Genomic DNA, 25,996 nt, shown 5'->3' on the forward strand with positions numbered 1-25,996 from the left:
CAGGCTCAGCCTTCGCGCCTGACCTTCGCGAGCTCGCGCTCCCCGTCCCGCCGGAGCTTCGCGATCTCGCGCTCCAGCGTCGCGACCTCGCGCTCCAGGGAGGCCACCGTCCGCTTGAGGTCGCGGACCTCCTCGACGGTCGAAAGGCCCATCGCCTTGGCGAACGTCTCCTTCTGCTCCGCGGTGAACGAGGAGACCCGGCCGGGCACGCTCATCGCCGTCATGAACAGCCGCATGAACCGCTCGTCCTGCATCAACTTCGCCACGTTCGGGTTCGCGGCGAGCCTCATGCCCTCGGTGACCAGTCTGTCCTTCAGCGCCATGCGGGCAGCCTAGCCATTTTCGCGCGGGCGCGTCAGCCCACCTCGACCAGCACCGCCGTGATGTTGTCCCGCCCCCCGCGCCGATTCGCGAGGTCGATGAAGAGGTCGACCGCCACGTCGCCGCCCTTCGAGGCGATGCTCGCGACCTCCTCCTCGGCGTGGAGATACCCGTGCAGCCCGTCGGAGCAGAGCAGGTATCGATCGCCCTCCTCGACGGCGACGATCGAGGTGTCGACCTCGACATAGTCCCGGTTGCCGACCGCGCGCGTGATCACGTTGCGGTGGGGCGAGCTCTTGGCCTCGTCCACGGAGATGAGGCCGTTCTTGATCTGCCACGCGATCAGCGTGTGATCCTCGGTCATCTGCACCGCGGTCCCGTTGCGGACCTGGTAGATGCGGCTGTCGCCCACCTGGCCGGTCACGAGCGCGCCGCCGACGATGAGCGCCGCGCTGATCGTCGTGCCCATGCCGCTCTTGTCGCGATCGAGCTCGGCGATCGCGAAGACCATGTACGTCGCCGCCTGGATCGCGCCCTCGAGGATGCGCAGCACGGCGCGCGCCTTGGGCTGCGTCAGCGGCTCGTTCGGATCGCCGATGGCGGGCAGGCCCCGCTTCACCATGCCGTAGATCGTCTCGACCGCCTCGGCGCTCGCGACCTCGCCGGCCGCGTGCCCGCCCATGCCGTCCGCGACGATGTAGAGCCGGAGCTCGTCGTCCCGGAAGAACGCATCCTCATTGGCGCGCCGGTGGCGCCCGACATCGGTGCGGCCAAATGATTGGATCCTCATCGAGCTTGCCCGGTCCTTCGCTCGCCGTCCCGTGAGGAAATCCCCGAGGCGCCGGCGCGACTGTCGCACGATAAACTTCTTAAGCGGGGCCTGTCGAGTGGTCGGAGGCTCGATTAAGATGGGCGAGCCAGCCATGGCACGAAGCTTCTCCGCGACCTGTGGGCCGGATGGCCTTCTCCAGCACCTGGCGGACCTGCGCAGCGCGGTCCCGTCGCCGTCGGGCGGGGTCGTCTTCGTCTCCGGACAGCTCGCCCAGCGCGCCTCGGGCGTCGCCGAGCTCGTCCGTGGCGCCTGGCGCGGCGTCCCCGCCTGCGTCGTGCCGGCCGCGGGCGTGCTCAGCGAGCGCGGCGAGATCGAGGGGGACACCGGCGCGAGCGGCGTGCTGTGGTCCGGCGGGCAGGTCACCCCCTTCGCGCTGCCCGAGCGCGCCGAGGAGCCGAGCCGCCTCCTGCGCGAGACGCTCGCCCGCACCGTCGGCCAGCGCTCCGCGACGGCCATCCTCTTCGCCCGGCCCGGGGCGTTCGCGCCCGAGCGGATCGAGGCGCTCGCCTTGTCCGCGCCGAACGCGTGCCTCTTCGGCGCCGGGACGGCCTCCGGCTCCGCCATCGGCGTGACGTCGCAGGGCGAGCTCATCGAGGGCCCGGCGACGGGCCTCGCCATCACCGGGTTCGCCCCGCCGCTCGTCGACGCCTCGCCCGCCGCCAGGCTGCTCTCCGGCTTCCACCGCATCGACGAGGCGAGCGGCGGCGTCGTGCTCCGCGCCGGCGGGCGGCCGGCGCTCGACCTGCTCTCCACCGCGACCGCCACGCTCGGCGAGCCGCCCAGCGCGCAGCAGCTCATCCTCGCCGCGCTGGCCGACCCGCCGCTCGATCCACCGGCCGCGCCGGGCGCCGACCGCGGCGACGCCGAGGCGGAGGCGCCCGATTCCGTGCGTTACGTGCTGCGGCCGGTCCGCGGCATCGATCCGTCGCGGCGGGGGCTCCTGCTCGGCGACGAAGCGAGGCCCGGCGCGCGCCTCGCCTTCGCGGTGCGCGACGCCGCCGCCGGCCGCTCCGGGCTCGAGGGGATCGCCCGGCAAGTGTCCCGGAGCGCGCTCGGGTCGGCCCCCCGCTTCGCGCTCTACCTGACCTGCGCCGGGCGCGGCCAGGGCCTGTACGGGACGCCCGACGTCGAGGCGCGCATCCTGCGCCAGCGCTTCGCCGATCTCCCGATCGCCGGCATGCACTCGAGCTTCGAGATCGCCCCCTGGGCCCGGGGCCAGGCAAGGCTCGCCCTCTATACCGGCGTGCTCGCGCTTTTTCGCGCGCCGAGCTGAGCGCTTTTCCGTGCCGAGCTGCACGCTTTTCCGCGTGTCGAGCCGAGCGCCGCGTCTCAGCGCTCGCGGTAGACCGCGACCACCGCGGAGGCCCGCCGCTGCACCGCCGCGTGGACGGCCGCATACCGCGGCTCGTCGCGCAGGGGCGCGAGGACCGGACAGCGCTCGAGCCAGATCAGGTCGAACAGGCCGTCGGCCAGCGAGAGCTCGAGCGCGGCCAGCGCGAGCTCTCGCTGGCCGAGGAAGGCCGCGAACTCCGCCTGGAGCTGCCGGATGAACGACGTGCGCCGCAGCGCCGTGACGGCCGGGCGCTCCCCCTCGACCTGCACGGGCCGGACGTCCGAGAGCCGCCCCTCGATGAGGTCATCGATCACCTGCGCGAACGGCGTGGGGAGGTCCGGGAAGGCCTCGCTCACGCGCCTCTGAGAGAGCTTCTCGACCACCTCCGGGTCGCGCTGCCAGAGCGCGCGGCGCATCCGCAGGACGGTGTAGCCCGATCCGCTCCCCACCGTGGGATGCGCCCGGATCACGTCGTCGGCGTCCGACCACCTGTCCAGCAGCGTGTACGCGCGCGCCAGCGCCTGCGCCGCCAGCACCACCTCGGGATCGCGCGCCAGCGCGGACCGGGCGCGCCGCGCGCCCTCCTCGAAGGCGCCGCACTCGAGCAGGATGTGGCCGATGAGGCCCTCCGCCTCGGCGTTGCCCGAGCGGCACGCGAGCGCCGCCTTGAGCTCCCGCATCGCGCCGACCACGTCGAGGCGCTGGAACCGCACCGACGCCATCGCGAGCCGCGCGTCCGGCAGCCCGGGCGCCGCGGCGACGGCGCGCGACGCCGCCTCCGTGGCCAGCTCCCCGCCGCGGTCCGTGAAGAACCAGAAGCGGGAGCGCGCGAGCGCGTAGGCCGACAGGATCATCGGATCCTCGGGCGCGCGCGAGAGCGCCTGCTCGAACAGCGCGATCGCCCGCTCCTGGTGCTCCGGCCAGAACCTGCGGTACTCGTGGCGCCCGCGCAGGAACAGGTCGAGCGCGACGGGATCGCTCGGCGCCGTGCGGTTCGGCGCGGCCCCGTCGAGCGTCAGCGCCTCCGCGACCGCCTCGGCCACCTCGTCGTTGATCCGCAGCACCTCCGCCTCGGGGCGATCGAAGCGCTTCGCCCACAGCTGGAACCCGTCGGCGACGCTGATGAGCCGCGCGTTGATCCGCACCGTCCCGTCGCGCCGCCGCACCGAGCCCCCGACGACCACCTGCACCCCGAGCTCGCGCCCGACCTCGCGCGGATCGAGCTCGGAGGACGAGCGCCGCCCGAGCGCCCCGCGCGGCCTCACCCGGAGGCCCGGCGTCATGGAGAGCGTGTCGACGAGATCGTCCGTCAGCTCCTCGGCCAGGTACGCGTCCGACGCAGGGCCCTGGTTCGCGAACGGCAGGACCACGACGCTCTTGCCGCCGTGCTCGGCCACCCCGGAGCTCGCCCCCGGGGTCACCCCGGAGACCGCCGTCCGCCCCTGCGGCGGCGTGAACGCCGGCGGCGTCACCGTGGCCGGGCGCGTGAGCGAGGCGAGGTCGTGCACGACGCTCTCGACGGACGGATACCGGCCGCCGCGCTCGCGCGCCATGCAGCGGAGCACCACGCGCGCGAGCGCGTCGGGCAGGTCGGGGCGCCGGAGCCGCGGATCCGGCGGGTCGGCGAAGAGCCGCGCCGCGGCGACGGCGAGCGGCGCGTCGCCCTGCCACGCGCGCTCGCCCGTGAGCATCTCGAAGAGCATCGCCCCGAGGGCGTAGATGTCGGCGCGCGCGTCGACGTCGTCGGCGCCCTGCACCTGCTCGGGCGCCATGTACGCCGGCGTCCCCATGACGGCGCCCAGCGTCTTGCCCGCCTCGCCGCTCGCGACCGCGCGCGCGATCCCGAAGTCGGTCAGGACGACGCGCCCGTCGCGCCCGAGCAGCACGTTGTCCGGCTTGAGATCACGGTGGATGACGCCGGCCCGGTGCGCGGCGTGGAGGCCCGCGCAGACGCCCTCCACGACGTCCAGCGCGCGGGTCATGCCGAGCCGCCGCTCGCGCGCGAGCAGCGCGGCGAGCGGCTCGCCGTCGACGAACTCCATCGTCAGGAACCGGTCTCCCTCGTGCTCGCCGATGTCGAAGACCCGCGCCACGTTCGGGTGCGTCACCTTGCGCGAGAGCCGCACCTCGCGCCGGAACCGCTCGGTCACCTCCGGCGCGACGCTGAGCTCCCGGCGCAGCACCTTGACCGCGACGAGCTCCTCGAGCTCCAGGTCGCGGGCGCGGTAGACGCTGCCCATCCCGCCGATGCCGACCAGCCCGAGGAGCTCGTACCGGCCTGCGAGGACCTGCCGCGGGCCGGTCGCGACGGCGTCCGCGGAGTCGGCCGCTTGCCGCGCGCCGCTCGCCGCGAGCGGAAGGTCGTGGATCGTGTCGTCCTTGAAGCTCTGCGGCATAGGGGAATTCCGGTGGCCGTTGCCCCCCGCGTCACGAGATTAGCCCACGGGATCGGCCGGTCGAGCGCCGACCGTCGCGGGAGCTCCAGCACGGAGGTGCTAGTCTCCGCCGCCCATGGCAGAGGCGTCGAGCTCCATCGTGGTGGAGTCGCTCTCCAAGACGTACCAGGTCCACGAGCGCGCCGCCGGCTTCTCGGCCTCCGTGCGCTCGCTCTTCCGGCGCCGCACCAAGGTCGTCCACGCCGTCGAGGACCTCTCGTTCTCGATCGCGCCCGGCGAGCGCGTCGGCTTCCTCGGCCCGAACGGCGCCGGGAAGACGACGACGCTGAAGGTGCTCTCCGGGCTCCTCCACCCGTCGGGCGGCAAGGTCGAGGTCGCCGGCTTCGTCCCGCGGCACCGTGAGCCCGATTTCCTCAAGCGGATCACCCTCGTGATGGGGCAAAAGCAGCAGCTGCTCTGGGACCTCCCGCCCGCCGAGACCTTCGCGGTGAACCGAGCGATCTATGGGATCGGCGACGCGGATTTCAAGGAGACCCTCGGTGAGCTGGAAGACCTCCTCGGCATCGCCGAGATCGCGACGAAGCCGACGCGGCAGCTCTCGCTCGGCGAGCGCATGAAGTGCGAGCTGGCCGCGGCCCTGCTGCACCGGCCGGAGATCCTGTTCCTCGACGAGCCGACGATCGGGCTCGACGTGGCGATGCAGCTCGGGGTCCGCGAGTTCATCCGCCGCTACAACGAGCGGCGGCGGGCGACGATCGTGCTCACGTCCCACTACATGGACGACGTGGCGGCGCTCTGTCCGCGGGTCATCGTCATCGACAAGGGCAGGCTGCGCTACGACGGCGACCTCGCGGCGCTCGTCCGCAGCATGCGGCCCCACAAGCGGATCGCGCTGCACTTCAAGAGCCCGGTCGACCAGGCGCTCCTCGAGCGGGTGGGCGCCGTCCTCTCGCTCGATCCTGGCTGCGCGGTGCTGCAGGTGCCGCAGGCGGAGCTGCGCGAGGCCATGTCCTGGCTGCTCGGCCACACCGACATCTCGGATCTCACGGTCGAGGATCCTCCCCTGGAGGAGGTGATGCGCGAGCTCTTTTCGGGCGTGGAGCCTTCGGCGGAGCCGGAAAGCGAGCCGTCGGGCTCGACGGGCGGGGCCGCGTCATGAGCGGGCTCGCTCGGGCCGCCCGGGCGTTCCCGACGCTGCTCCGCGTCGGGATCGCGGCCGCGCTCGCGTACCGGGCCGAGATGCTGATCTGGATGCTCACGACGACGATGCCGCTCGTGAGCCTCGCGCTCTGGTCGGCGGTGGCCGCGAGCGCGCCGGTCGGCCGCTTCGGGGCGCGCGACTTCTCCGCGTACTTCCTGGCCATCCTCATCGTCCGGCAGCTGACCGGCTCGTGGCTCGTCTGGGAGATGAACATGGACATCAAGAGCGGCGCCCTCTCGCAGCGCCTGCTCCGGCCCATCCACCCGCTCTTCTCGTACGCCGCCGAGAACCTCGCCGCGCTGCCGCTCCGGGCGGCGCTCTGCCTGCCCATCGCGGTCATCGCGCTCGTCGCGACGTCGGGCGAGCGGTTCCAGCCGACGGCGCTCGAGCTCGGGCTCTGGGTCCTCTCCCTCGCCGGCGCCTGGGCGATCAACTTCTTCACGATGGCGCTGATCGGCTCGCTCGCGTTCGTGATCGACAGCTCGACCGCGGTGTTCGACGTCTACCTCGCGGCCTTCATGGTCTTCGCCGGCTACCTCGTCCCGATCGAGCTGTTCCCCTCGTGGCTCGCCGAGCTCGCGCGGGTCCTGCCGTTCCGTTACAGCCTCGCGTTCCCTGTCGAGCTCATCACCGGCCTGCTCGATCCGGGCCGCGCGCTCACCGAGCTCGCGGTGCAGTGGGCCTTCGCCGCCGCGTCCGCCGCCGCCGCGCTCGTCGCGTGGCGCGCGGGGATCCGGCGGTTCTCGGCGTTCGGCGGGTGAGCGGCGTGCGTTACCTCCGGTTGCTCGCGACGCAGCTGCGCGTGTCGATCGCGCTCGGGATGCAGTACCGGTGGGATTTCCTGCTCGGCGCGGTGATGACCGTCGTGTGGACGGTGGTCGGGCTGGTCCCGCTCCACATCGCGCTCGCGGCCCGGCCGCCGGTGCAGGGCTGGACGTACGAGCGGGCGCTCGTCGTCGTCGGGTGGTTCACGCTGCTCAAGGGCATCCTCGAGGGGGCCGTGAACCCGTCGCTCATCAGCGTGGTCGACCAGATCCGGAAGGGCACGCTCGACTTCACGCTGCTCAAGCCGGCCGACGCGCAGTTCCTCGTCTCCACGGCCCGGTTCGAGATCCGCAAGGTCGTGGACGCCGCGGCCGCGGTGGCGATCTTCGCCTACGCGTTCGCCCAGATGGGGCGCGCCCCCGCGCCCGCCCACGTCGCGCTCGCGCTCTGCCTGCTCGTGACGGCGACGCTGGTGCTCTACTCCATGTGCATCCTGGTCATCTCCGCCGCGTTCTGGGTCGTGCGCCTCGACAACCTGGCCTACCTCTTCAACTCCATCTTCGATTTCGCGCGCTGGCCGGTCACGATCTTCAGCGGCTTCTGGCGCGTCGTCTTCACCGTGATCGTCCCGCTCGGGCTGATGACCACGTACCCGGCGGAGGCGATGCTCGGCACCATCGCACCGCGCACGGCCGCCGCCGCGGCGCTCGGCGCGCTCATCTTCGGCGCCGTCGCGCGCGGCGTGTGGAAGCGGGCGATAGGCCGGTACACGTCGGCGTCGAGCTGAGCCTCGCGAGGGCTTCCGGCGAGCGGCGCGGTGCGTTAACGTCACACGATTGCCCTCCGGGCGCGAGGAGGGCTAACGGACACCGGGGGGAGAGCGGGATCGGGAAGGAGACGCGGTGAAGGACGGAGGGCTGACGCTCGAGGAGTTGGGTCGGAGCATCGTCGATCTCGCGATGACCGAGGACGTGATACGCCGCCAGGTGATCGCCCTCCTCCCGGTCGGGCGCCGCGAGGAGCGGGAGCTCGAGGTCCTCGGCAGGCCATCGCGGCTCACGATGGACTTCGAGGTCGGCGAACCGGCGGCGACGCGGAGCATGAGCGGCGCGTTCGATGTCGCGATCCCGCACGCGGTGACGGTGCGGGTCGACGCGGAGGGAGAGGCGAAGGAGCACCGGCTCGACGCGGCCCTCGCGCTGCGCATCACGCCGAGGCCCTGCGCGCCGCTCGGGATCTTCCTGGACATCACGGAGCTGTCGGCGGAGTCGGTGAGGTTCGCCGAGTCGCGGGCCTCCGCGAAGGACTACCTGCGCGGCCGGATCGAGGAGGAGGTGCGGAGGGAGCTGCTCCGCCTCGTGCGCGCGCGGGTCGCGGAGAGCCGCGCGGAGCGCACGCTCGACCTGGAAGAGCCGCTCCTCCGCGCGCTCGGGGACGCCTCCTGGGCGGGGCAGGAGGAGGTGGAGGAGCCGGACGGGCGGGACGCGCCGCCGCCGAGCCGGGTGCGCGGGGCCGGCGGCCCGGCGAGCGGGGCTGGGCTGCTGGACGCGCCGCTCAGCGACCTGGACGCGCAGCTGCGGTTCTTCGGGAACGCCATGCCCCTCCAGGTGTGGACCGCGCGCCCGGACGGCCAGCTGAACTTCGTGAACCGGGCGGTCCTCGACTATTTCGACCGCACGGAGGAGCAGATGATCGGCGAGGGCTGGCTCGCGGTGCTGCACCCGGACGACGTCCCGAAGACGGTGGCGGCGTGGACCCGGAGCCTCACGACCGGCGAGCCGTACCACACGGAGTTCCGCCTGCGGCGGGCGAGCGATCAGACGTACCGGGAGCACGTGGTCAGCGCGCTGCCGCAGCGCGACGCCGCAGGGAACATCTTCCGGTGGATCGGCGGCACCACCGACGTGGCCGAGCTGCGCCGCGCCGAGGCCGCCCTCCGGAGGAGCGAGGCGCGCTACCGGCTCTTCGCGGAGGCGTCGAACGAGGGCGTCTGGTTCTGGAACATCCGCGAGGACACGGTGGAGTGGAGCGATCGCATGCTCCAGATGATCGGCGTCCGCCGCGAGGCGTGGGGCGGGACGTTCGCGAGCTTCTTCGAGCGCGTGCACCCCGACGATCAGGGGGCGATGCAGGCCGCGCTGAGGGCTCACCTCGAGGAGCGGCGGCCGTTCGAGCTGGAGTACCGGCTGCGGCACGAGGACGGCGAGTACCGCGACGTGTTCGCCCGCGGCATGGCCGAGTGGGACGACAAGGGCGTGCCGTTCCAGATGGCGGGCGGCGCGACGGACATCACCGAGAAGAAGCGCCAGCAGGCCGTGCTGAACGAGCGGCTCGCGATCATCGAGCAGCAGCAGGAGGCGATCCGGGCGCTGTCGACGCCGATCATCGAGGTCTGGAGGGGGGTGCTGACGATGCCGGTGCTCGGCGTCCTCGACGAGGAGCGCGCCCAGCAGATGATGGAGGTGCTGCTCGAGGCCGTGGCGCGGACCCGCTGCCGTCACGCGATCATCGATCTGACCGGGGTGAGCGCCGTGGACGCGGCCACGGCCGATCACGTGCTGAGGCTCATCGACGCCGTGGCGCTGCTCGGGGCGCAGGGCATCGTCGTCGGCATCCGGCCCGAGGTGGCGCAGACGGTGGTGTCGCTGGGGCTCGATCTGTCGAACATCAAGACGCTCTCGAACCTCCGGGAGGCGCTCCTCTTCGCGATGCAGTCGAGCGGGGTGTCGGTCAAGCGGCGGCGCAAGCGCAGGGCGGGGCGCGAGCGCGCGGACGACGCGGAGGGGACGCGCGATTCGCGCGACGGGTGAGCGGCGCCGCCGGCGCGAGCGCCCTCGACCTCCTCGTAAGGCGCAGGGGTTGAGGTAGAACCTCGCCCATGGCGAAGATCCCCTCCATCAAATTCGGCCGCTCGAGCGGCGGCGGCGTCGCCGGCGCGGTCCGCGGCGTCGCGCTCGGCCTCGTGCTCCTCGTGGCGATGCTGTTCGTCGCGTGCACCACGGTGACGCGGATCGACGCCGCGCACGTGGGCATCCGGGTCAAGCTCGCCGGCTCGAACCGCGGCGTGAGCGACATCCCGGTCGTGACCGGCTGGGTGTTCTACAACCCGCTCACGGAGCAGATCGTGCAGTTTCCGACGAGCGTGCAGAACGTGGTCTGGACGGCGTCGGCGCACGAGGGCCGAACGGTCGACGAGTCGATCACGTTCTCGTCCTCCGAGGGCGTCAACGTCGGCGCGGACATCGGGATGTCGTTCCACATCGACCCGGAGAAAGCGCCCCACCTGTACCTGCGCTTCCGGGAGAACGACCTGATGAGGCTCGCCGATCGCTACGTGCGCAACGCGGTGCGCGAGGCGTTCAACTCGGTCGCGTCGAAGATGCCCGTCCAGGAGATCTACGGGTCGGGCAAGACGAGGCTCATCCACGACGTGACGAAGGAGCTCGAGCTGGTGCTCGAGAAGGACGGCATCCGGATCGATCAGCTCACGATCAACGGCGCGCTGAGGCTTCCCGAGAACGTGGCCGCGGCGATCAACCAGGCGATGGAGGCGACGCAGAAGGCGATCCAGGCCGAGAACCGGGTGCGTCAGGTGAGGGCGGAGGCCGACCAGGCGATCGCGACGGCGCGCGGCGCGGCCGAGTCGGCGCGGGAGCGGGCCCGCGGCGAGGCGGACGCGCTGCTCATCCGCGCGCGCTCCGAGGCCAAGGCGAACACGATCATCCGGCTGTCGACGACGCCGGCGGTGCTGCAGTACCGCGCGCTCGAGCGATGGAACGGGCGCCTGCCGGCGATGAACCAGGGCCCGCTGCCGATGCTGACGTTCGACATGAAGAGCGCGCTCGACAAGGACGCCGAGCAGAAGCTGGCCGAGCTTCTCGAGGAGACGGCGCCAGGGGGTGAGGCGGCGCCGGCTGCTGGAGCGGCGCCCGCGGCCGGCGCGGCGACGGGCGGCGGGGCGACGCCCGGTGCGGGCGGCGATGAAGGCGACAGGGGCGCAAAGCCCGCGGAGAAGCCGTCAGGACAGGCGCCGGCCGGAGCGCCATGAGCAGCTCCGGGCAGCCGGGGCGACGACGCCAGCTCCAGGCTTCTATCGCTCGAGCTCAGCGCGGCGCTCGGTTCGTGGCCTCCCACCGCTCCAGCGTGACGACGAGTCGAGCCGCCCCGAGGACGCCGGCCGGGAGCACGATGAGCAGCGCGCAAGGCAAGAACGAGAGCAGCGCGAGGCCGAAGCCGAAGCCCATCACCGCGGCGAGGTTCCGGCGCACGAAAGCGATCCGCTCTGCCACGGGCACGCCGCGGATCGACAGCGGGCAGTCGCAGAGGTCCCAGGCCCCCGCGAGCGCCGTCACCGCGAGCTGGAGCGGGACGACGACGACGCTCGCCGGCGCGAAGAGGAGACCCACGACGCCGAGGACGATGAGGATCGGGAGCGTGAAGGCGAGCGCCACGAGCGACGACTGCAGCGCGCGCCACATGTCCGCGAAGAAGCCGACCTCCGGCCACGGGGGCGCCCCGAGATCGGCCTCGGCCCTGCGCACCATCCGCTCCAGCGCGGTCCCCGAGAGCGGCTTCGCGAGCCCGAACGAGATGACGAGGGCGGCCACGAGCACCACCGCGAGCGAGAGGATCCGCAGCACGGCCATGAGCACGGTCCAGGGCCACCCCGCCCCCGGCTCCCTCACGATCAGCTCGACGAGCGAGGGCGCGAGCTTCACGCCGACGATGGAGAGCACGACCATGAGCACCAGCGCGATGCCCGTGGGGACGAGCGCGAGCGGCCAGAGGTCCGGCGCGCGAAAGAGGTAACCGTAGCCGCCCAGCATGGCCTTGAGGCCCGCGCCGAAGCCGGGGCGCTCGAGCGGCACGAGCCCCGCGGACGGGCGCTGCGCGGCCGCTGTGAGAGAGCCGCGGGGAACATCGGGGGTGATCATCCGGCCACGAACGTCCCAGCGGTCGTGCATCCGGTCAACACCTTCCGCGCGCTGGCATCCGCCCCTGGACGAGCTTCCGCCTGCCGTGCAGTGAAGGCTGCCTCATCGTCGATGCGTGGATGACCTCCGAGCCTGCCTCGTCAGCCCTCGGGGAGCAGCGGATCGAGCACGCTCCCGCCCGGGGGCGAGGGCCCGAGCGCGCGGCCGAGGTGCTCGCGGATCGCGGCCGCGAGCGCCTCGGTGACGCGCCTGCGCAGCTGAGTCCGCGACGTGACGAGCCCGATCTCCCGGAGCGGGATCGGCCGGGCGAGGGGCCGCACGCGGGCGCGGCGCTTCTCGGCGGGCAGCCCTTGCGCCACGAGCGCGGGTAGCACCGTCGCTCCGAGCCCGGTGTCGACAAGGCCGATCAACGTCTCGAAGCTGCCGCTCTCGAGCTGAACGCCGCGCGGGGGCCTCGCCTGGCCGCTCCTGCAATACGAGAGCACCTGGCTCCGGAAGCAGTGCCCCTCCGGGAGCACCCACAGCTCGCGATCGCTGAGGTTCGCCTGCGTGACCGACTTGCGGTCGAGCAGCGGGTCGCCCTCGGGGAGGTAGGCGACCATCGCCTCGTGTCCGAGGGGCGTCTCGCTCAGCCCCGGAGCGTGGAGCGGCGTCGCAGCGAGCCCCGCGTCGAGGGTGTCGGCGGCGAGCCGCTCGATGATCTCCTCGGTCTTCAGCTCCTCGATGAACAGCTCGACGCGCGGGTGTGCCTTCACGAAGGGATCGAGGAACAGGGGCAGCACGGTGGGAGCGAGGGTCGGGATGATCCCCAGCCGGTAGCGCCCCGCCGGAGCGTCGTCGCCGGCGACGATCTGACCGAGCCGCTCCGTCTCCCGGAGGATCTCGCGCATCTGAGCGATGGCGCGCGCCCCCTCCTCGGTCACCAGAACGGGCTTCTTGCTGCGGTCGAACAGCACGGTACCCAGGAGCTCCTCGAGCTTCTGGATCTGCATGCTGAGCCCGGACTGCGAGACGTGGCAGCGCTCGGCCGCGGTGCGGAAGCTGCGGGTCTGCTCCACCGCCACGGCGTAGCGGAGCTGCGTGAGCGTCACCTGCTCGAGGTCCATGGCCGGAGGAGTATCACAAAAAGTGAACGATTCATAAAATCGTTCGATTTGCACCGCCGGCGCAGAACGACCACGTTGCCTCTCGACGGCGCGGAGGCACGAGACGCCCCCGCCCCGAAACGAGGAAGAGAGAATGTCGCTCATCAACACCCGCATCAAACCGTTCAAGGCCACCGCGTTCCACCAGGGGAAGTTCGTGGACGTCTCGCACGAGTCGGTCCTCGGCAAGTGGTCGCTCTTCGTGTTCTACCCCGCGGACTTCACCTTCGTGTGCCCGACCGAGCTCGAGGACCTCGCGGACCTCCACGGCGAGTTCAAGAAGCTGGGCGTCGAGATCTACGGCGTCTCCACCGACACGCACTTCGCGCACAAGGCGTGGCACGACACGTCCGCGGCGATCAAGAAGGTTAACTACCCGCTCGTCGGCGATCCGACCGCGACCCTGTCGCGCAACTTCGGCGTGCTCATCGAGGAGGAGGGCCTCGCGCTCCGCGGCTCGTTCCTCGTGAACCCCGACGGCGTCATCAAGGTCTACGAGATCCACGACCTCGGCATCGGCCGCAGCGCGGCGGAGATGCTCCGCAAGGTCAAGGCGGCCCAGTACGTCGCCACGCACCCGGGCGAGGTCTGCCCGGCGAAGTGGGACGAGGGCGCGAAGACCCTCAAGCCGTCGCTCGATCTCGTCGGCAAGATCTGAGGCGTTCGGGCGTCGCCGCGCGTGCCGCGGCGACGCCCGACACCGCTCGTGACCCGCTCGTACTCGCCGGAAGGAACGCAGCCATGCTCGAAGACTCCATCAAGACCCAGCTCCGCGACGTCCTCGGACGGCTGACCCGTCCCGTCGCGGTCACCGCCTTCGTCGACGACTCGCAGGGGTCGGAGGAGATGCGCGCGCTCCTGCGCGACGTCGCGAGCGCCTCGTCCCTCGTCGAGCTCCACGAGCGGCGCGAGGGCGAAGGGCGCACGCCGTCGTTCGGCGTCCACTCCCCTGGCGAGGAGCCGCGCGTGATCTTCGCGGGGCTCCCGCTCGGTCACGAGCTCACCTCGCTGATCCTCGCGCTCCTGCACGTCGGCGGCCATCCGCCGCGGGTGAGCGCGGAGGCGCTCGAGCAGATCGCGCGGCTCGACGGCGAGCTTCGGTTCGAGACCTACTTCTCTCAATCGTGCCAGAACTGCCCCGACGTCGTGCAGGCGCTGAACCTGATGGCGGCCAGGAACCCGAGGGTTCGCCACGTCGCCGTCGATGGCGCCCTCTTCCAGGGCGAGGTCGAGCAGCGGAAGATCATGGCCGTGCCGACCGTCTTTCTGAACGGCGAGCCCTTCGGCCAGGGTCGGATGGAGATCGAGCAGATCCTCGCCAAGCTCGACGACGGCTCCGCCGTGAAGAAGCGCGCCGAGGCGCTCGACCAGCGCAAGCCGTTCGACATGCTCATCGTCGGCGGCGGGCCCGCTGGCGCTTCGGCGGCCATCTACGCGGCGCGCAAGGGCCTCGACACCGGCATCGTCGCCGAGCGCTTCGGCGGGCAGGTGATGGACACCCTCGCCATCGAGAACCTCATCTCGGTCGTGGAGACCGACGGGCCCAAGCTCGCGGCGGCGCTCGAGCAACACGTGCGCGTGTACCCCGTCGAGCTCATCAAGCACGAGCGCGTCGCGTCGATCACCCCCGGCTCACCGTTCGAGCTGCGCCTGGCGAGCGGCGCCACGCTCCGCGCGAAGAGCGTCGTCCTGGCGACGGGCGCCCGGTGGCGCGACATGAACGTCCCCGGCGAGGCCGAGTACCGGACCAAGGGCGTGACGTACTGCCCGCACTGCGACGGACCGCTGTTCAAGGGCAAGCGAGTGGCCGTCATCGGCGGCGGCAACTCCGGCGTCGAGGCGGCGATCGATCTCGCGGGCGTGGTCGGCCACGTCACCCTGCTCGAGCTCGCCCCCGCCCTCCGCGCCGACGCGGTCCTCGTTCGCAAGCTCAAGAGCATGCCCAACGTCGAGATCGTCACGCGCGCGCGCACGACCGAGGTGGTGGGCGACGGGCAGAAGGTCGTCGGGCTCCGCTGGGAGCACACCGAGACGAAGGAGCAGCACCAGATCGGGGTCGAGGGCGTGTTCGTGCAGATCGGCCTGCTCCCCAACACCGGGTTCATCAAGGGGACGGTGGAGCTCAACGGCCTCGGCGAGGTCGTCGTCAACGACCGCGGGCAGACGTCGGTGCCCGGCCTCTTCGCCGCCGGCGACATGACGACCACGCCGTTCAAGCAGATCGTCGTCGCCCTCGGCGACGGCGCGAAGGCCGCCCTCGGGGCCTTCGAGCACCTCATCCGCGCCACCGCGCCGGCGGACTGAGCGCCCTCCGGCCGAGGTTCGACGCGCGAGCCCGTCTGCGATCACGAGCTCAGCCACGCCTCGGACCGGAGCCGATCGACGAGGAAATCCACGAACGCGCGCACCCTGACCGCCGCCCGCCGGCCCTCCGGGTGGACGACATGGATAGGGACCGGCGGGGGCTCGTGCGCAGCGAGCACGATCGAGAGGCGCCCGGCGCGCAGCTCCGGGTCGATCTGATACGAGAGCACCCGCGCGAGCCCTCGCCCGGCCACGGCCGCTGCAATGGCGACGTCGGCCGTATTGGCGAGGAGCTGCGATGACGGAAAGACCCTCTCGACCCGCGAGCCCACCCCGAACGACCATTCCACCGGGGAGCCCGTCCAAGAGAAAGCAATGGTGTCGTGACGCGCCAGATCGGCCGGCGCCTTGGGCTCGCCCCGCGCGGCGAGGTACTCCGCCGAAGCGCAGACCACCCGCCGCACGGAGCCGACACGGATCGCGCTGAGCGACGAGTCCGGCAGATGGGCAATCCGGACGGCGACGTCGAGCCCCTCGTCGACCATGTCGACAACGCGGTCGACGAGCAGCGTCCACGCCGACACGCGCGGATGGAGAGCCAGGAAATCGAAGAGGGCGGGCGCGACGAACATCCGCCCGAACAGGACCGGCGCCGTGACGCCGATCTGCCCTCGCAACGCGGTATGGGACCCGGCCGCCGACGCCTCGGCCTCCTCGATCTCACCGAGGATCCGCTTGCAGTCCGCGAGGTACCGGGCGCCCGCCTCGGTCAGGCGGACGACGCGCGTGGTGCGGTGCAGGAGCCGCGTGCCGATGCGCTCCTCGAGCGCAGAGATGGCCCGGGTCACCGCCGGCGGCGACATGGACAGCCGCCGCGCGGCCGGCGCGAAGCCCTCCTCCTCGGCGACGGCGACGAACACGCGCATGGAGTCGAGGCGGTCCATCGGATTATTCCAGTTTCCGGAATGGTCCCTTGTCAAGGACGAGCATTACCCTTGGCCGTGGGAATGGGCATCCTGGCTCGGCGAGCGCGGGAGCCCCACGCGGACTGTGCCGCTCCCGCTGACATCCACAGCCGAAAGGACACCTCGATGACCCTCCCTGCCAGCCCCATCCGCCTCTACCGCTATCCGCTCTCGGGACACGCGCACCGCGTGGAGCTGTTCCTGTCGCTGCTGAGGCTGCCGTTCGAGAGGGTCGACGTCGACCTGAAGGGCGGCGCTCACAAGACGCCCGAGTTCCTGAGCAAGAACGCGTTCGGTCAGGTGCCCGTGATCGAGGACGGCGACGTGACGCTGGCCGACAGCAACGCGATCCTCGTGTACCTGGCTGCGCGGTACGACCCGTCGGGGCGCTGGCTCCCGCGCGATCCGGTGGCGGCGGCGCACGTGCAGCGGTGGCTCTCCGTGGCCGCCGGGCAGCTCGTGGCGGGGCCCGCGGCGGCGCGCGCCGCGAGCGTGTTCGGCCGCAAGCTGGATGTCGAGCAGGCCAAGGGGCTCGCCGCCCAGCTCTTCGCGGTGATCGACCAGCACCTCGCGGACCAGCGGTTCCTGGCCGGCGACGAGCCGACCCTCGCGGACATCGCGATCTACACCTACACGGCGCACGCGCCGGAGGGCGGCGTGTCGCTCGATCCGTACGCGAACCTGCGCGCGTGGCTCGCCCGCGTGGAGGGGCTGCCCGGCTTCGTGCCGATGAAGAAGGCGCTGTCGTGACCTCCCTGCCCGGGTGGACCAGGGAGGGCTCGCCCTATCACCCGGGCGAGATGGCCGTACAGGCGCGGGCCGGGGCGCGCGAGCGCGCCGAGAAGGCCGGGCGCCGGATCATCCGGGACTTCATGCCCGACCAGCACCGCGAGCTGTTCGCGCAGCTGCCGTTCCTGCTCGTCGGGGCCCTCGACGCGGAGCGCCGGCCGTGGGCCTCGATCGTCGTGGGGCCGCCGGGGTTCATCTCGTCCCCGGATCCGCGGACGCTCGCGGTGAACGCTCGCCCGGGAGCCGGCGATGCGCTCGGCCCGCACCTCGTGGCCGGCGCGCCCGTCGGCCTCCTCGGCATCCAGCTGGAGACCCGCCGCCGAAACCGGATGAACGGGACGATCACGGCGGCCGACGAGCGAGGCTTCGTGGTCGAGGTCGGGCAGAGCTTCGGCAACTGCGCGCAGTACATCCAGGCGCGAGAGCCCGAGCTCGTGAGGGCGCCGGAGGCGGCCGCCGCGCCCCCGGCGCACGCGGAAAGGCCGGCGCTGTCCGCCGGCGCGGCGGCGCTGATCCGCCGCGCGGACACGTTCTTCATCGCGACCGCGGCGCCGGCCGCGCGGGGAGGCGACGCGATCGAGGGCGCCGACGTGTCCCATCGGGGCGGCAAGCCGGGCTTCGTGCGCGTGACCGAGGAGGACGGCCACACCGTCCTGACCTCGCCGGATTTCACGGGCAATTTCGCGTTCAACACGCTCGGCAACCTGGCGCTCTGCCCGAGCGCCGGGGTGCTCTTCGTCGACTTCGCCTCCGGCGGGGTGCTGTCGCTGACCGGCGAGGCCGAGGTGCTCTGGGACGGGCCGGAGCTCTCGGCCTTCACCGGCGCCCAGCGGCTCCTGCGGTTCCACGTGGCCGAGGGCGCCTTCCGGGAGGACGCGCTGCCGCTGCGCTGGTCGGCGCCGGTGCCCGCGCCGCAGCTCGCGGCGACCGGCTCGTGGGAGGACGTGGCGCGCGGGTGACGCCGCGGCCCGCGGGGGCCCGTCCAGGGGAGTTTTGCCCCATCGGGGCGATCCGGGGCGGGCCCGGGCGGGTCAGCGTGCGGACGGGCACCTTGAGAACGCGTACGCGTCCTGCATCCTACCCGCGACCTCATGCGACTCGCCAGCAAGCTCACCCTCGCCCTCGTCCTCGTCATGTGCGCGGCGCTCAGCCTGTACGGCTACCTCTCCGTCCGGCGCGAGCGGGCGCTCTTCGAGGCGGACATGCGGCGCGACGAGCACCTCATCGGCATCGCGCTCCGCGCGGCGGTGGTCGAGACGTGGCGCCGGGACGGGATGGGGGAGGCGCTCCAGCTGCTCGACGAGATGAGCGAGCGCGAGGACGGCGTGCGGTTCCGCTGGGTGTGGCTCGACGCGCCGGCCGGGGATCGCTTCGCGCCCGCGCTGCCCGCCGCCGAGATCGAGGAGCTCTCGCGGGGCACCGAGGTGTTCCGGATCGAGCGCAAGGGCGACAGGAGCGGGCGCTTCTACACGTACGCGCCCGTCGGGGTGGAGCCCGAGCGCGTCGGCGCCATCGAGATCTCCGAGTCGCTCGAGGAGGAAGAAGCGTACGTCCAGGCGAGCGTGGTCAACACCGTGGCCACCATCATCACCCTCGCGGCGCTGAGCGGGCTCCTGGCGATGACCTTCGGGCAGGTCCTCGTCGGGCGCCCGACGCGGCGGCTCGTCGACAAGGCGCGGCGGATCGGGGAGGGCGACCTCGGCGGGCCGCTGCTCCTGCCGCAGCGCGACGAGCTCGGGCGGATCGCCCACGAGATCAACGCGATGTGCGAGCACCTGGCCGAGGCGCGCGAGCGCGCGGGCCGCGAGACGACCGCGCGCATCGCGGCGCTGGAGCAGCTCCGGCACGCGGATCGGCTCACCACCGTGGGCAAGCTGGCGTCGGGGCTCGCGCACGAGCTCGGCACGCCGCTCAACGTGGTGGGCGGCCGCGCCAAGATGATCGCGCGCGGCCTGCCGCAGGAGGAGGCGGCGGAGAGCGCGCGCATCATCGCCGAGCAGGCGGACCGGATGACGAAGATCATCCGGCAGCTGCTGGACTTCGCGCGCCGCCGGGTTGCGCAGAAGGCGCCGGCCGATCTCGCGCACATCGCGCGCCAGACGCTGGCGCTGCTGGAGCCCCTCGCCCGGAAGCGGAGCGTGACGCTCCGCCTCGACGAGGCGAGCGGCGGGGCGGCGCGCGCCGAGGTGGACTCGGGGCAGATGCAGCAGGTGCTCACGAACCTCATCATGAACGGCATGCAGTCGATGAAGCGGGGCGGCGAGCTCACCGTGCGGGTGGAGCGCGCCCGCGCGCGCCCGCCGGCCGACCACGGCGGCGCCGAGGGCGAGCACGTCGCCGTCCGGGTGACCGACGGCGGGGAGGGGGTCGCGCCCGAGAACATCCTCCGCATCTTCGAGCCGTTCTTCACCACGAAGGACGTCGGCGAGGGCACGGGCCTCGGGCTGAGCGTGTCCTACGGGATCGTGCGCGAGCACGGGGGCTGGATCGACGTGGAGAGCGAGCTCGGCAAGGGCTCGACGTTCACGGTGTACCTCCCGCCGAGCGGCCAGGATGACGCAGGATGACGCGAGCCCGGCGGCCGCGGGCTGAGGGCGAGGGCGGGCTGACCGGGCGGCCGCCGCGCCGCGGCTGGCCGCGGGCGGGGCGCTGTACTACGCGAGTTATCGAGGAGAGATGGCGGGCGAGCCATCGAGGTGACGATGGGCAGGCGAGCGCTGATCATCGACGACGACGAGGCGATGTGCGCGTGGCTCTCGGCGGACCTGCGGTCACGCGGCGTCGAGGCGACGACCCGGACCTCACCGGCGGAGGCGCTCGCGCTGCTCGAGGCAGACGAGGGCTTCGACGTCATCCTGACCGATCTGAACATGCGCGGGATGGACGGGATCGCGGTCTGCGGACGGGCGGCCGAGATCCGGCCGGACGTGCCGGTCATGGTGATCACCGCGTTCGGCAGCATCGAGACCGCGGTGCAGGCGATCCGCGCGGGCGCGTACGACTACGTGACCAAGCCGGTCGACATCGAGGCGCTGGCGCTGGCGCTGGAGCGGGCGATCGCGCACCACGCGCTCAAGGCCGAGGTGCGGCGGCTGCGCCGCGCCGTGGCCGGGCCCGGCGGGTTCCCGGACCTCATCGGCCGGAGCGCCGCGATGCGGGGCGTGCAGGACCTGATCGAGCGCATCGCCGACGCGGACGCGACGGTGCTCATCACCGGCGAGAGCGGGACGGGCAAGGAGGTCGTCGCGAAGGCGATGCACGCGCGGAGCCGCCGCAAGGACGGGCCGTTCGTGGCGATCAACTGCGCGGCGGTGCCGGAGTCGCTGATCGAGAGCGAGCTCTTCGGGCACGTGCGGGGGGCGTTCACCGACGCGCGCGCGGCGCGCTCCGGGCTGTTCGTCGAGGCGAACGGCGGGACGCTGCTGCTCGACGAGATCGGGGAGCTGCCGCTCGCGGTGCAGCCGAAGCTGCTCCGCGCCCTCCAGGAGCGCCGGGTGCGCCCGGTGGGCGGGAGCGCGGAGGTGCCGTTCGACGCGCGCATCGTGGCCGCGACGAACCGCGACCTGGACGAGGCCGTCGAGGCGCGCCGCTTCCGGGAGGACCTGTACTACCGGATCAACGTGCTCCACGTGGAGCTGCCGCCCGTGCGGGCGCGGGGCAGCGACGTGCTGCTGCTCGCGCAGCGCTTCATCGAGGACTTCGCCACGCGCTGGGGCAAGGAGGTGGTCGGCCTGTCACCGGCGGCCGCCGAGCGGCTGCTCGCGTACACGTGGCCGGGCAACGTGCGGGAGATCCAGAACTGCATGGAGCGGGCGGTGGCGCTCACGGGGTACCCGGAGATCACGGTGGAGGACCTGCCGGCGAAGATCCGGGAGCACCGGCCGTCGCACGTGCTCGTGGCGGGGGACGACCCGTCCGAGCTGGTGCCGCTCGAGGAGGTGGAGCGGCGGTACATCCTGCGGGTGCTCGAGGCGGCGGGCGGGAACAAGACGCTGGCGGCGAGGATCCTGGGGCTGGACCGGAAGACGCTGCACCGGAAGCTGGAGCGGTGGGAGCCGGGCGCCGGGGGGACGAAGGGGAGCTGAGAGGGTGGGCGGGGTGGGTCGGGCGACCTGAAGCTCGAAGCCCACGCCGAGGCGCGGAGGAATACCCCGGGCGGGGAACGACGCCCCACCCCGGATGGCCCACGCGGGGGGTCGCCGCCAGTCCCACTGCAGTCCGCCGCCACCTGGGTCGTCCGCCGCAACCTGGGTCGGCGCCTGCGGCCTCAACCTCGGTCGGTTCCAGCCGTTCCGGCCAGCCTCCCCAACCCGGGTCGGTTCCAGCCACCCCCAACCCCGGTCGGTTCCAGCCACCCCAACCCCGGTCGGTTCCAGCCACCCCAACCTCGGTCGGTTCCAGCCACCCCAACCTCGGTCGGTTCCAGCCACCCCCAACCCCGGTCGGTTCCAGCCACCCCAACCCCGGTCGGTTCCAGCCACCCCAACCCCGGTCGGTTCCGGCCAGCCCCCCAACCCCGGTCGGTTCCAGCCACCCCAACCCCGGTCGGTTCCAGCCACCCCAACCCCGGTCGGTTCCGGCCAGCCCCCCAACCCCGGTCGGTTCCAGCCACCCCAACCCCGGTCGGTTCCAGCCACCCCAACCCCGGTCGGTTCGGGACGGCCGCCGGTGGGCGGCACGCGGCCTGCAATACAGGCCTCTCACCAAGGAGAGAGCCCGATGCCCCCCGACTCGATGCGCGGTCTTGCCTCGATCCTGAATACGCCCCCTGAGCCGGTGCCGCGCGTCCACCCCGGCGCGCCCCCCATCCGCGTGCTGCTCGCCGAAGACGACAGGGAGTTGCGGCTGCTCCTCGCCACCGCCCTCCGCCGCGACGGCTACGAGGTCCTGGAGGCGCATGACGCCAAACACCTCCTCGAGTTGATGGGCGAAGCGCTCGTCTCCGGGAACGGCGGCCCGGTCGATGTCGTGGTGAGCGACATCCGGATGCCAGGCGCGAGCGGACTCGATCTGCTGGCCGGGCTGCGCCGCGACGACTGGACGACGCCGGTGGTCCTCATCACCGCGTTCGGCGACCCGGAGACACACGCGGAGGCCTACCGCCTGGGCGCCGACGCGGTGCTCGACAAGCCGCTCGACGTGGACGATCTGCGGCTCGTGGTCCAGACGCTCGTCTCGATGCGCGGCTGACGCACCACGCAGCCACCCGCGCCGCCCCACGCCGCGGTCACACCCATGGGCCCGCGGCACTTGCCACGACGCCGATCACCAAAGCGCTCATCGGAGCCGGCACCCTGCTGGGGAGCATCTCGCGATCACGGACATCACGAGATGGCGCGTAGGTGGGAGCGCCTATCGACGAGCAGCTGGCCTACCCACAACCCTTGTCAGGAGCGCGCCAGTTGACCGTTGGATAGGTTTTCAACATCGTCGTGGAGCAGATCCGTGCGATCGTGAGTCGCCCGGCGCCGCCTCACCCCGCCTCGACCGGCAGCCGGCGCGGCTCCCCCGCGCGCTGCGCCTTCAGCCGCGCCCGCCGCATCTTGTGCCACGCGAGGATCCCCGCGTCCGCGCGCACGAAGCGGCACGCGTCGAGATCCGCGTCGCGCGGCTCCGAGGACGCGAGCATCCGCTCGTCGCCCGGCTGGATCAGCCAGAACTCCGCCCGCAACCCGAGCCACGCGAGCAGCCGCCCGATCACCGGGATCGGCACGTAGTACCGCCCCACGATCGCCGTCCGCTCCGCGTCGATCGGCGCGCACCCCGCCATGCCCACCACGCGCTTCCCGAACGAGAGGCGCACCACGCCCGGGAAGCGCACCTCCATCTCGAACCTCCACCCCCGACGACCGTCCCAGGGCTCCCCGTCGTCGTGGCGCAGCACCGCCTCGGCGTGGATGACGTCGCCCTCGACGCGGACCTCGCAAGGGTCGAGCATCGCGCCGACGCCGGGGACCCAGGGGCGGTGCGCGAACGGCAGGTGGTGGAAGTCGAGCATGCCCTCCATCGCGCGCGCGAACGGCACGTCCCAGTCCATCGACGCCGTGTGGGCGTGCCGCTCGTCCGGCGGCAGGCCATCGAACCAGGGCACCGGCGGCAGCTCGGCCGGCCGCTCGCCCCAGAAGAGCCACACGAAACCCCGGTGCTCCCGCGCCTCGTACCGGGTCAGCGCGAGCGCATCCCCCGCGCCGCGCGCGCTCGCGCCGCGCCCCTCGCACGGGATCGCGACGCAGCGCCCGTCCGAGGCGAACCGGAAGCCGTGGTACGGGCACTCGATCGCCCCGTCCACGACCCGCCCCAGGCCGAGGTCCGCGCCGCGGTGCGGGCAGCGCGCCCGCGCCACGACCAGGGCGCCGCGCTCGTCCCTGAACAGCACGAGCCGCGTCCCGAAGCGCTCGACGGCGACCGGCCGCTTGCCCACGCAGGCCGCGTCCGCGATGATGTACCAGGCGCCCTCGACGAACGCGCCGCGACCTTCCTCGATGCCGTGCTTTCGCATGATGCTCCTCCGATCGCCCGGAAGCCTGGGGCCGGCCCGGCCGGGGAGCAGTGACAGCGCGCGCCACAAGGGCTGACATGCGGCGCCAGGCCCCGCGGGCGCCCGCCCCGACGATCTGGGCCCGCACCGCCGCGCAGCTCGCGGACCACGCCGCGGAGCGCGGGGCGGATCGGCGGGCGCTGCTCGAGGCCGCGGGGCTCGCCGGCGCGGCGCTCGCCGATCCGGACGCCCGCGTGCCGCTCGCGGCGTTCTACGCGCTCATCGAGGCGGCCGTGGCGGCGTCCGCCGATCCGCACCTCGGCCTCGACTTCGCGGCGCGCTTCGAGCCGGAGCACTTCGACGCGCTCGGCTTCCTGGCCATGAGCAGCCCGACGCTCGGAGAGTCGTTCCGCCGGATGCTCCGCTACCAGCAGATCTGGAACGAGGGCGAGCGCTACACGCTGGAGATCCGCGGGCGCCGCGCGCACCTCGGGTTCGTGCCCTTCGGGCCCGACCGGCCGGCCCACGGCCAGCTCGCGGAGATGTTCGCGTTCGACGCGCTCGTGAACGCCGGGCGCATGTGCGGCGCGCCGATCCAGGCGCTCGCGGTGCGCTTTCGCCACGCGCCGGAGGGTGATCCGGAGGAGAAGGCGCGGCGGCTCGGCTCGCCGGTGCTGTTCGGGGCGCCGGCGACCGAGCTGGTCCTGCCGGTCGAAGAGCTCGCCCGTCCGCTACCGCACGCGAACGAGGCGCTCGCCGCGTTCCTCGAGCGCCACATGAGCGCCGCCGCGGCGCGCCTGCCGGGCGCGGCGCCGCCGGCGCTGTCCGACCGCGTGCGCGCGCTCCTCGGCGAGCGGCTGCGCGAGGGGGCCGACCTGGGCGCGCTCGCGGCGCGCCTGCGGATGAGCCCGCGGACGCTCCAGCGCCGCCTCGGCGACGAGGGGACGTCGGTCCACGCCCTGCTCGACGAGGTCCGGCGCGGCCGCGCTGCGGCGCTCCTCGACGCGGACATGGCGATCGGCGAGGTGGCGTATCTGCTCGGCTATTCCGAGCCGAGCGCGTTCCACCGGGCGTTCCGGCGCTGGACCGGCGTGACGCCGGAGGCGTTCCGCGCCCGGACCAGGGGCGCAGCGCCGCGGTGAGCGGCCTGCGCCAGCGGCTGGCCTGACGGGCTCCTTCACGCGCGCCCGGCCGCGGCCTGCGCCGCTGCCGGGCCTGCGCTCACGGGCCCTGCGCTCACGGGCCGGGGGGGGCGATCTCCAGCTTCGCCATCACGCTGCCGCTGCCCGTGATGCCCGCCTGGATGTTCTCGACCGCCTGCGTGATCGCGTTGGTGGCCGGGATGAGGCACGCCCCCGCCTTCACGCTGCCGGTGGCCGCGCCCTCGAGGTTGCCGCCCGCCTGGACCACCGCCTCGGCGCTGGCGAGGAGCAGCTCGCCGCGCGCGTGCGCGACGACGAGGAGCCGCGGCAGGTTCGCCTTGAGCGTCGCGATCGCCGCCTCGACGTCGGCCCCACCCTCGATGTTGACCGCGGGCTCCTTGCAGCTGGCCTTCGCGCTCGCGCTCGCCTCGCAGGAGCCGCTGCACTCCGCGGACCCCTGGCACTCGGCGCTCGGCGGCTTGAGCTCGGCCCTGCACTTCGGCGCCTTGAACTGGACGTCGCACGAGCCCGAGCAATCGGCGTTGCACTGCACCTCTGCCTCGGCCGCGAACGAGCACGAGCCACGGCACTCGCCCGTGCAGGTGCCCTGGCACTCGCCGCGGCAGTCGCCGCCGGCAGTCGTCGCGGAGCAATCGCCGTCGCATGTGCCCTCGCACGTCCCCTGGCACGTCCCCTCGCAGTGGACCGCCAGGTTGGCCGAGCCCTCGCACGAGCCGGTGCACTTCCCCTCGCACCGCCCCGAGAGCTGACCGGGATCGCAGCGCGCGACGATCTCCGCCGGGGTCAGCTGGCACTCGACGTTGGCGCTGCACCTCGCCTCGCAGTTCGCCTGTACGCTCGCGTCGACCGTGCAGCTCGGCGGCTGGAAGGTGATCGACAGGTCGGCCGTCGCGTCCCCGAGCGCGTCGACGGCGAGCTCACACCATTGCTCCGCCCGTTCGTTCGGCTTCGTCGCCGTGATCGTCGCCACGTCCGCGCCGAGGTCCAGCGCGATCGCCTGACAGGCGCTCGTCACGTCCGCCACGATGGCGCCCGCGGCGCCCGTGAAGTCCGACACGGACTGCATGAAGGCACCATAATTGAGCTCGGCCTCGCCCTCGAGACCCCACTCCACCGTGGCGAGATCGGCGCCCGGCGTGAAGTCGCGACAGCAGATGTCACTCTGCAGCTCCGAGACCTTGTCACACCCCATCGCCGGGATGACGGAGAGCCCCGCCAGCGCCAGCGGGAATGCCGCGATTCGCCACGTCACACGGATATTCATCGGGAAACTCCTTCGTTCTTTGTCGGGCGTGCCGCTGGTGCGGGACTGCCACGGAGAGCGGTGAAACCCCATGAGGGAGCACGCTCGCCTCCGAGCTCGGCCTGCA

The 25,996-nt window shown here is 72.7% G+C and carries 22 protein-coding genes; 14 read left to right on the forward strand and 8 right to left on the reverse strand.

Annotation, left to right across the window (positions count from 1 at the left end; genetic code table 11):
• Positions 1–5: 5 nt before the first annotated feature.
• Positions 6–323, reverse strand: coding sequence for a hypothetical protein (locus tag WMF12_RS36090; protein WP_437741249.1), 318 nt, complete (start codon positions 321–323; stop codon positions 6–8).
• A 32-nt stretch (positions 324–355) separates the two neighbouring features.
• The gene (locus tag WMF12_RS36095) at positions 356–1,111 is read right to left on the reverse strand and encodes a PP2C family protein-serine/threonine phosphatase (RefSeq protein ID WP_272104357.1); all 756 of its coding nucleotides are present in this window, start codon (positions 1,109–1,111) and stop codon (positions 356–358) included.
• A gap of 133 nt (positions 1,112–1,244) precedes the next feature.
• On the opposite strand from WMF12_RS36095, the gene WMF12_RS36100 reads away from it, so the two are divergent.
• Positions 1,245–2,426, forward strand: a complete 1,182-nt coding sequence (locus WMF12_RS36100) for an FIST signal transduction protein (protein ID WP_437852529.1) — start codon at positions 1,245–1,247, stop codon at positions 2,424–2,426.
• A 56-nt stretch (positions 2,427–2,482) separates the two neighbouring features.
• Here the strand turns inward: WMF12_RS36100 and WMF12_RS36105 are convergent, their stop codons facing one another.
• A complete protein-coding gene (locus WMF12_RS36105) occupies positions 2,483–4,882 on the reverse strand; it encodes a protein kinase domain-containing protein (RefSeq protein ID WP_437852531.1) in 2,400 nt (799 codons plus the stop codon).
• A gap of 115 nt (positions 4,883–4,997) precedes the next feature.
• Between WMF12_RS36105 and WMF12_RS36110 the strand changes: the two genes are divergently transcribed.
• The 5 genes from WMF12_RS36110 to WMF12_RS36130 all read left to right on the forward strand — a co-directional run bounded on the left by WMF12_RS36110 (position 4,998) and on the right by WMF12_RS36130 (position 10,896).
• Complete coding sequence (locus WMF12_RS36110) at positions 4,998–6,041, forward strand: ABC transporter ATP-binding protein (protein ID WP_437741252.1); 1,044 nt, start codon at positions 4,998–5,000, stop codon at positions 6,039–6,041.
• A complete protein-coding gene (locus WMF12_RS36115; protein WP_437741253.1) occupies positions 6,038–6,844 on the forward strand; it encodes an ABC transporter permease in 807 nt (268 codons plus the stop codon). The genes WMF12_RS36110 and WMF12_RS36115 overlap by 4 nt, the downstream gene beginning before the upstream one ends.
• Positions 6,845–6,849: 5 nt before the next feature.
• The gene (locus tag WMF12_RS36120) at positions 6,850–7,635 is read left to right on the forward strand and encodes an ABC transporter permease (protein ID WP_437748080.1); all 786 of its coding nucleotides are present in this window, start codon (positions 6,850–6,852) and stop codon (positions 7,633–7,635) included.
• 115 nt (positions 7,636–7,750) lie between these two features.
• Complete coding sequence (locus WMF12_RS36125; protein WP_437852533.1) at positions 7,751–9,658, forward strand: PAS domain-containing protein; 1,908 nt, start codon at positions 7,751–7,753, stop codon at positions 9,656–9,658.
• Between the two features lie 68 nt (positions 9,659–9,726).
• Positions 9,727–10,896, forward strand: coding sequence for a prohibitin family protein (locus WMF12_RS36130; RefSeq protein ID WP_437852535.1), 1,170 nt, complete (start codon positions 9,727–9,729; stop codon positions 10,894–10,896).
• Positions 10,897–10,951: 55 nt separating this feature from the next.
• Here WMF12_RS36130 and WMF12_RS36135 read toward each other — a convergent pair whose 3' ends face one another.
• Together WMF12_RS36135 and WMF12_RS36140 are read right to left on the reverse strand one after the other, a co-directional pair.
• Positions 10,952–11,812 carry an EI24 domain-containing protein gene (locus tag WMF12_RS36135; RefSeq protein WP_437852537.1) on the reverse strand — a complete coding sequence of 287 codons (861 nt, stop codon included), beginning with the start codon at positions 11,810–11,812 and terminating at the stop codon, positions 10,952–10,954.
• A 110-nt stretch (positions 11,813–11,922) separates the two neighbouring features.
• Positions 11,923–12,888 carry a hydrogen peroxide-inducible genes activator gene (locus tag WMF12_RS36140; protein ID WP_437741259.1) on the reverse strand — a complete coding sequence of 322 codons (966 nt, stop codon included), beginning with the start codon at positions 12,886–12,888 and terminating at the stop codon, positions 11,923–11,925.
• A 133-nt stretch (positions 12,889–13,021) separates the two neighbouring features.
• On the opposite strand from WMF12_RS36140, the gene ahpC reads away from it, so the two are divergent.
• Complete coding sequence (gene ahpC / locus WMF12_RS36145; protein WP_437710813.1) at positions 13,022–13,585, forward strand: alkyl hydroperoxide reductase subunit C; 564 nt, start codon at positions 13,022–13,024, stop codon at positions 13,583–13,585.
• Between the two features lie 83 nt (positions 13,586–13,668).
• On the forward strand, positions 13,669–15,231 hold the full coding sequence (gene ahpF, locus WMF12_RS36150) for an alkyl hydroperoxide reductase subunit F (protein WP_437852539.1): 1,563 nt from the start codon (positions 13,669–13,671) through the stop codon (positions 15,229–15,231).
• Positions 15,232–15,272: 41 nt separating this feature from the next.
• Here the strand turns inward: ahpF and WMF12_RS36155 are convergent, their stop codons facing one another.
• Positions 15,273–16,175, reverse strand: a complete 903-nt coding sequence (locus tag WMF12_RS36155; protein WP_437852541.1) for a LysR family transcriptional regulator — start codon at positions 16,173–16,175, stop codon at positions 15,273–15,275.
• A 147-nt stretch (positions 16,176–16,322) separates the two neighbouring features.
• On the opposite strand from WMF12_RS36155, the gene WMF12_RS36160 reads away from it, so the two are divergent.
• The 5 genes from WMF12_RS36160 (at position 16,323) to WMF12_RS36180 (ending at position 22,175) form a co-directional block, all read left to right on the forward strand.
• Complete coding sequence (locus WMF12_RS36160; RefSeq protein ID WP_437741262.1) at positions 16,323–16,946, forward strand: glutathione S-transferase family protein; 624 nt, start codon at positions 16,323–16,325, stop codon at positions 16,944–16,946.
• Positions 16,943–17,944 (forward strand): flavin-nucleotide-binding protein, encoded by a 1,002-nt coding sequence (locus WMF12_RS36165; RefSeq protein WP_437852543.1) that lies wholly within the window; start codon positions 16,943–16,945, stop codon positions 17,942–17,944. Before WMF12_RS36160 ends, WMF12_RS36165 begins: the two co-directional genes overlap by 4 nt.
• A 132-nt stretch (positions 17,945–18,076) precedes the next feature.
• Entirely contained in the window at positions 18,077–19,552 is a 1,476-nt protein-coding gene (locus WMF12_RS36170) for an ATP-binding protein (RefSeq protein ID WP_437852545.1), read from the forward strand.
• A 135-nt stretch (positions 19,553–19,687) separates the two neighbouring features.
• On the forward strand, positions 19,688–21,070 hold the full coding sequence (locus WMF12_RS36175; protein WP_437741266.1) for a sigma-54-dependent transcriptional regulator: 1,383 nt from the start codon (positions 19,688–19,690) through the stop codon (positions 21,068–21,070).
• 634 nt (positions 21,071–21,704) lie between these two features.
• Positions 21,705–22,175, forward strand: a complete 471-nt coding sequence (locus WMF12_RS36180; protein WP_437741267.1) for a response regulator — start codon at positions 21,705–21,707, stop codon at positions 22,173–22,175.
• 283 nt (positions 22,176–22,458) lie between these two features.
• On the opposite strand, the gene WMF12_RS36185 is transcribed toward WMF12_RS36180, so the two are convergent.
• A complete protein-coding gene (locus WMF12_RS36185) occupies positions 22,459–23,484 on the reverse strand; it encodes a Rieske 2Fe-2S domain-containing protein (RefSeq protein WP_437852547.1) in 1,026 nt (341 codons plus the stop codon).
• 77 nt (positions 23,485–23,561) lie between these two features.
• On the opposite strand from WMF12_RS36185, the gene WMF12_RS36190 reads away from it, so the two are divergent.
• The gene (locus tag WMF12_RS36190; RefSeq protein ID WP_437852549.1) at positions 23,562–24,605 is read left to right on the forward strand and encodes an AraC family transcriptional regulator; all 1,044 of its coding nucleotides are present in this window, start codon (positions 23,562–23,564) and stop codon (positions 24,603–24,605) included.
• Between the two features lie 94 nt (positions 24,606–24,699).
• Here the strand turns inward: WMF12_RS36190 and WMF12_RS36195 are convergent, their stop codons facing one another.
• A complete protein-coding gene (locus WMF12_RS36195; protein ID WP_437852551.1) occupies positions 24,700–25,890 on the reverse strand; it encodes a hypothetical protein in 1,191 nt (396 codons plus the stop codon).
• Positions 25,891–25,996: the final 106 nt, after the last annotated feature.

Source organism: Sorangium sp. So ce363 (assembly GCF_051520435.1).
Lineage (GTDB): Bacteria > Myxococcota_A > Polyangia > Polyangiales > Polyangiaceae > Sorangium > Sorangium cellulosum_B.

Excerpts from the sequence above, each read along its gene's own strand:
- WMF12_RS36090 (WP_437741249.1), bottom strand. The coding sequence starts at position 323 with ATGGCGCTGAAGGACAGACTGGTCACCGAGGGCATGAGGCTCGCCGCG.
- WMF12_RS36130 (WP_437852535.1), top strand. The coding sequence starts at position 9,727 with ATGGCGAAGATCCCCTCCATCAAATTCGGCCGCTCGAGCGGCGGCGGC.
- WMF12_RS36110 (WP_437741252.1), top strand. The coding sequence starts at position 4,998 with ATGGCAGAGGCGTCGAGCTCCATCGTGGTGGAGTCGCTCTCCAAGACG.
- WMF12_RS36180 (WP_437741267.1), top strand. The coding sequence starts at position 21,705 with ATGCCCCCCGACTCGATGCGCGGTCTTGCCTCGATCCTGAATACGCCC.
- WMF12_RS36170 (WP_437852545.1), top strand. The coding sequence starts at position 18,077 with ATGCGACTCGCCAGCAAGCTCACCCTCGCCCTCGTCCTCGTCATGTGC.
- WMF12_RS36160 (WP_437741262.1), top strand. The coding sequence starts at position 16,323 with ATGACCCTCCCTGCCAGCCCCATCCGCCTCTACCGCTATCCGCTCTCG.
- WMF12_RS36155 (WP_437852541.1), bottom strand. The coding sequence starts at position 16,175 with ATGGACCGCCTCGACTCCATGCGCGTGTTCGTCGCCGTCGCCGAGGAG.
- WMF12_RS36175 (WP_437741266.1), top strand. The coding sequence starts at position 19,688 with ATGGGCAGGCGAGCGCTGATCATCGACGACGACGAGGCGATGTGCGCG.
- ahpF (WP_437852539.1), top strand. The coding sequence starts at position 13,669 with ATGCTCGAAGACTCCATCAAGACCCAGCTCCGCGACGTCCTCGGACGG.
- WMF12_RS36195 (WP_437852551.1), bottom strand. The coding sequence starts at position 25,890 with ATGAATATCCGTGTGACGTGGCGAATCGCGGCATTCCCGCTGGCGCTG.
- WMF12_RS36115 (WP_437741253.1), top strand. The coding sequence starts at position 6,038 with ATGAGCGGGCTCGCTCGGGCCGCCCGGGCGTTCCCGACGCTGCTCCGC.
- WMF12_RS36105 (WP_437852531.1), bottom strand. The coding sequence starts at position 4,882 with ATGCCGCAGAGCTTCAAGGACGACACGATCCACGACCTTCCGCTCGCG.
- WMF12_RS36095 (WP_272104357.1), bottom strand. The coding sequence starts at position 1,111 with ATGAGGATCCAATCATTTGGCCGCACCGATGTCGGGCGCCACCGGCGC.
- WMF12_RS36135 (WP_437852537.1), bottom strand. The coding sequence starts at position 11,812 with ATGCACGACCGCTGGGACGTTCGTGGCCGGATGATCACCCCCGATGTT.
- WMF12_RS36100 (WP_437852529.1), top strand. The coding sequence starts at position 1,245 with ATGGCACGAAGCTTCTCCGCGACCTGTGGGCCGGATGGCCTTCTCCAG.
- WMF12_RS36190 (WP_437852549.1), top strand. The coding sequence starts at position 23,562 with ATGCGGCGCCAGGCCCCGCGGGCGCCCGCCCCGACGATCTGGGCCCGC.
- WMF12_RS36140 (WP_437741259.1), bottom strand. The coding sequence starts at position 12,888 with ATGGACCTCGAGCAGGTGACGCTCACGCAGCTCCGCTACGCCGTGGCG.
- ahpC (WP_437710813.1), top strand. The coding sequence starts at position 13,022 with ATGTCGCTCATCAACACCCGCATCAAACCGTTCAAGGCCACCGCGTTC.
- WMF12_RS36185 (WP_437852547.1), bottom strand. The coding sequence starts at position 23,484 with ATGCGAAAGCACGGCATCGAGGAAGGTCGCGGCGCGTTCGTCGAGGGC.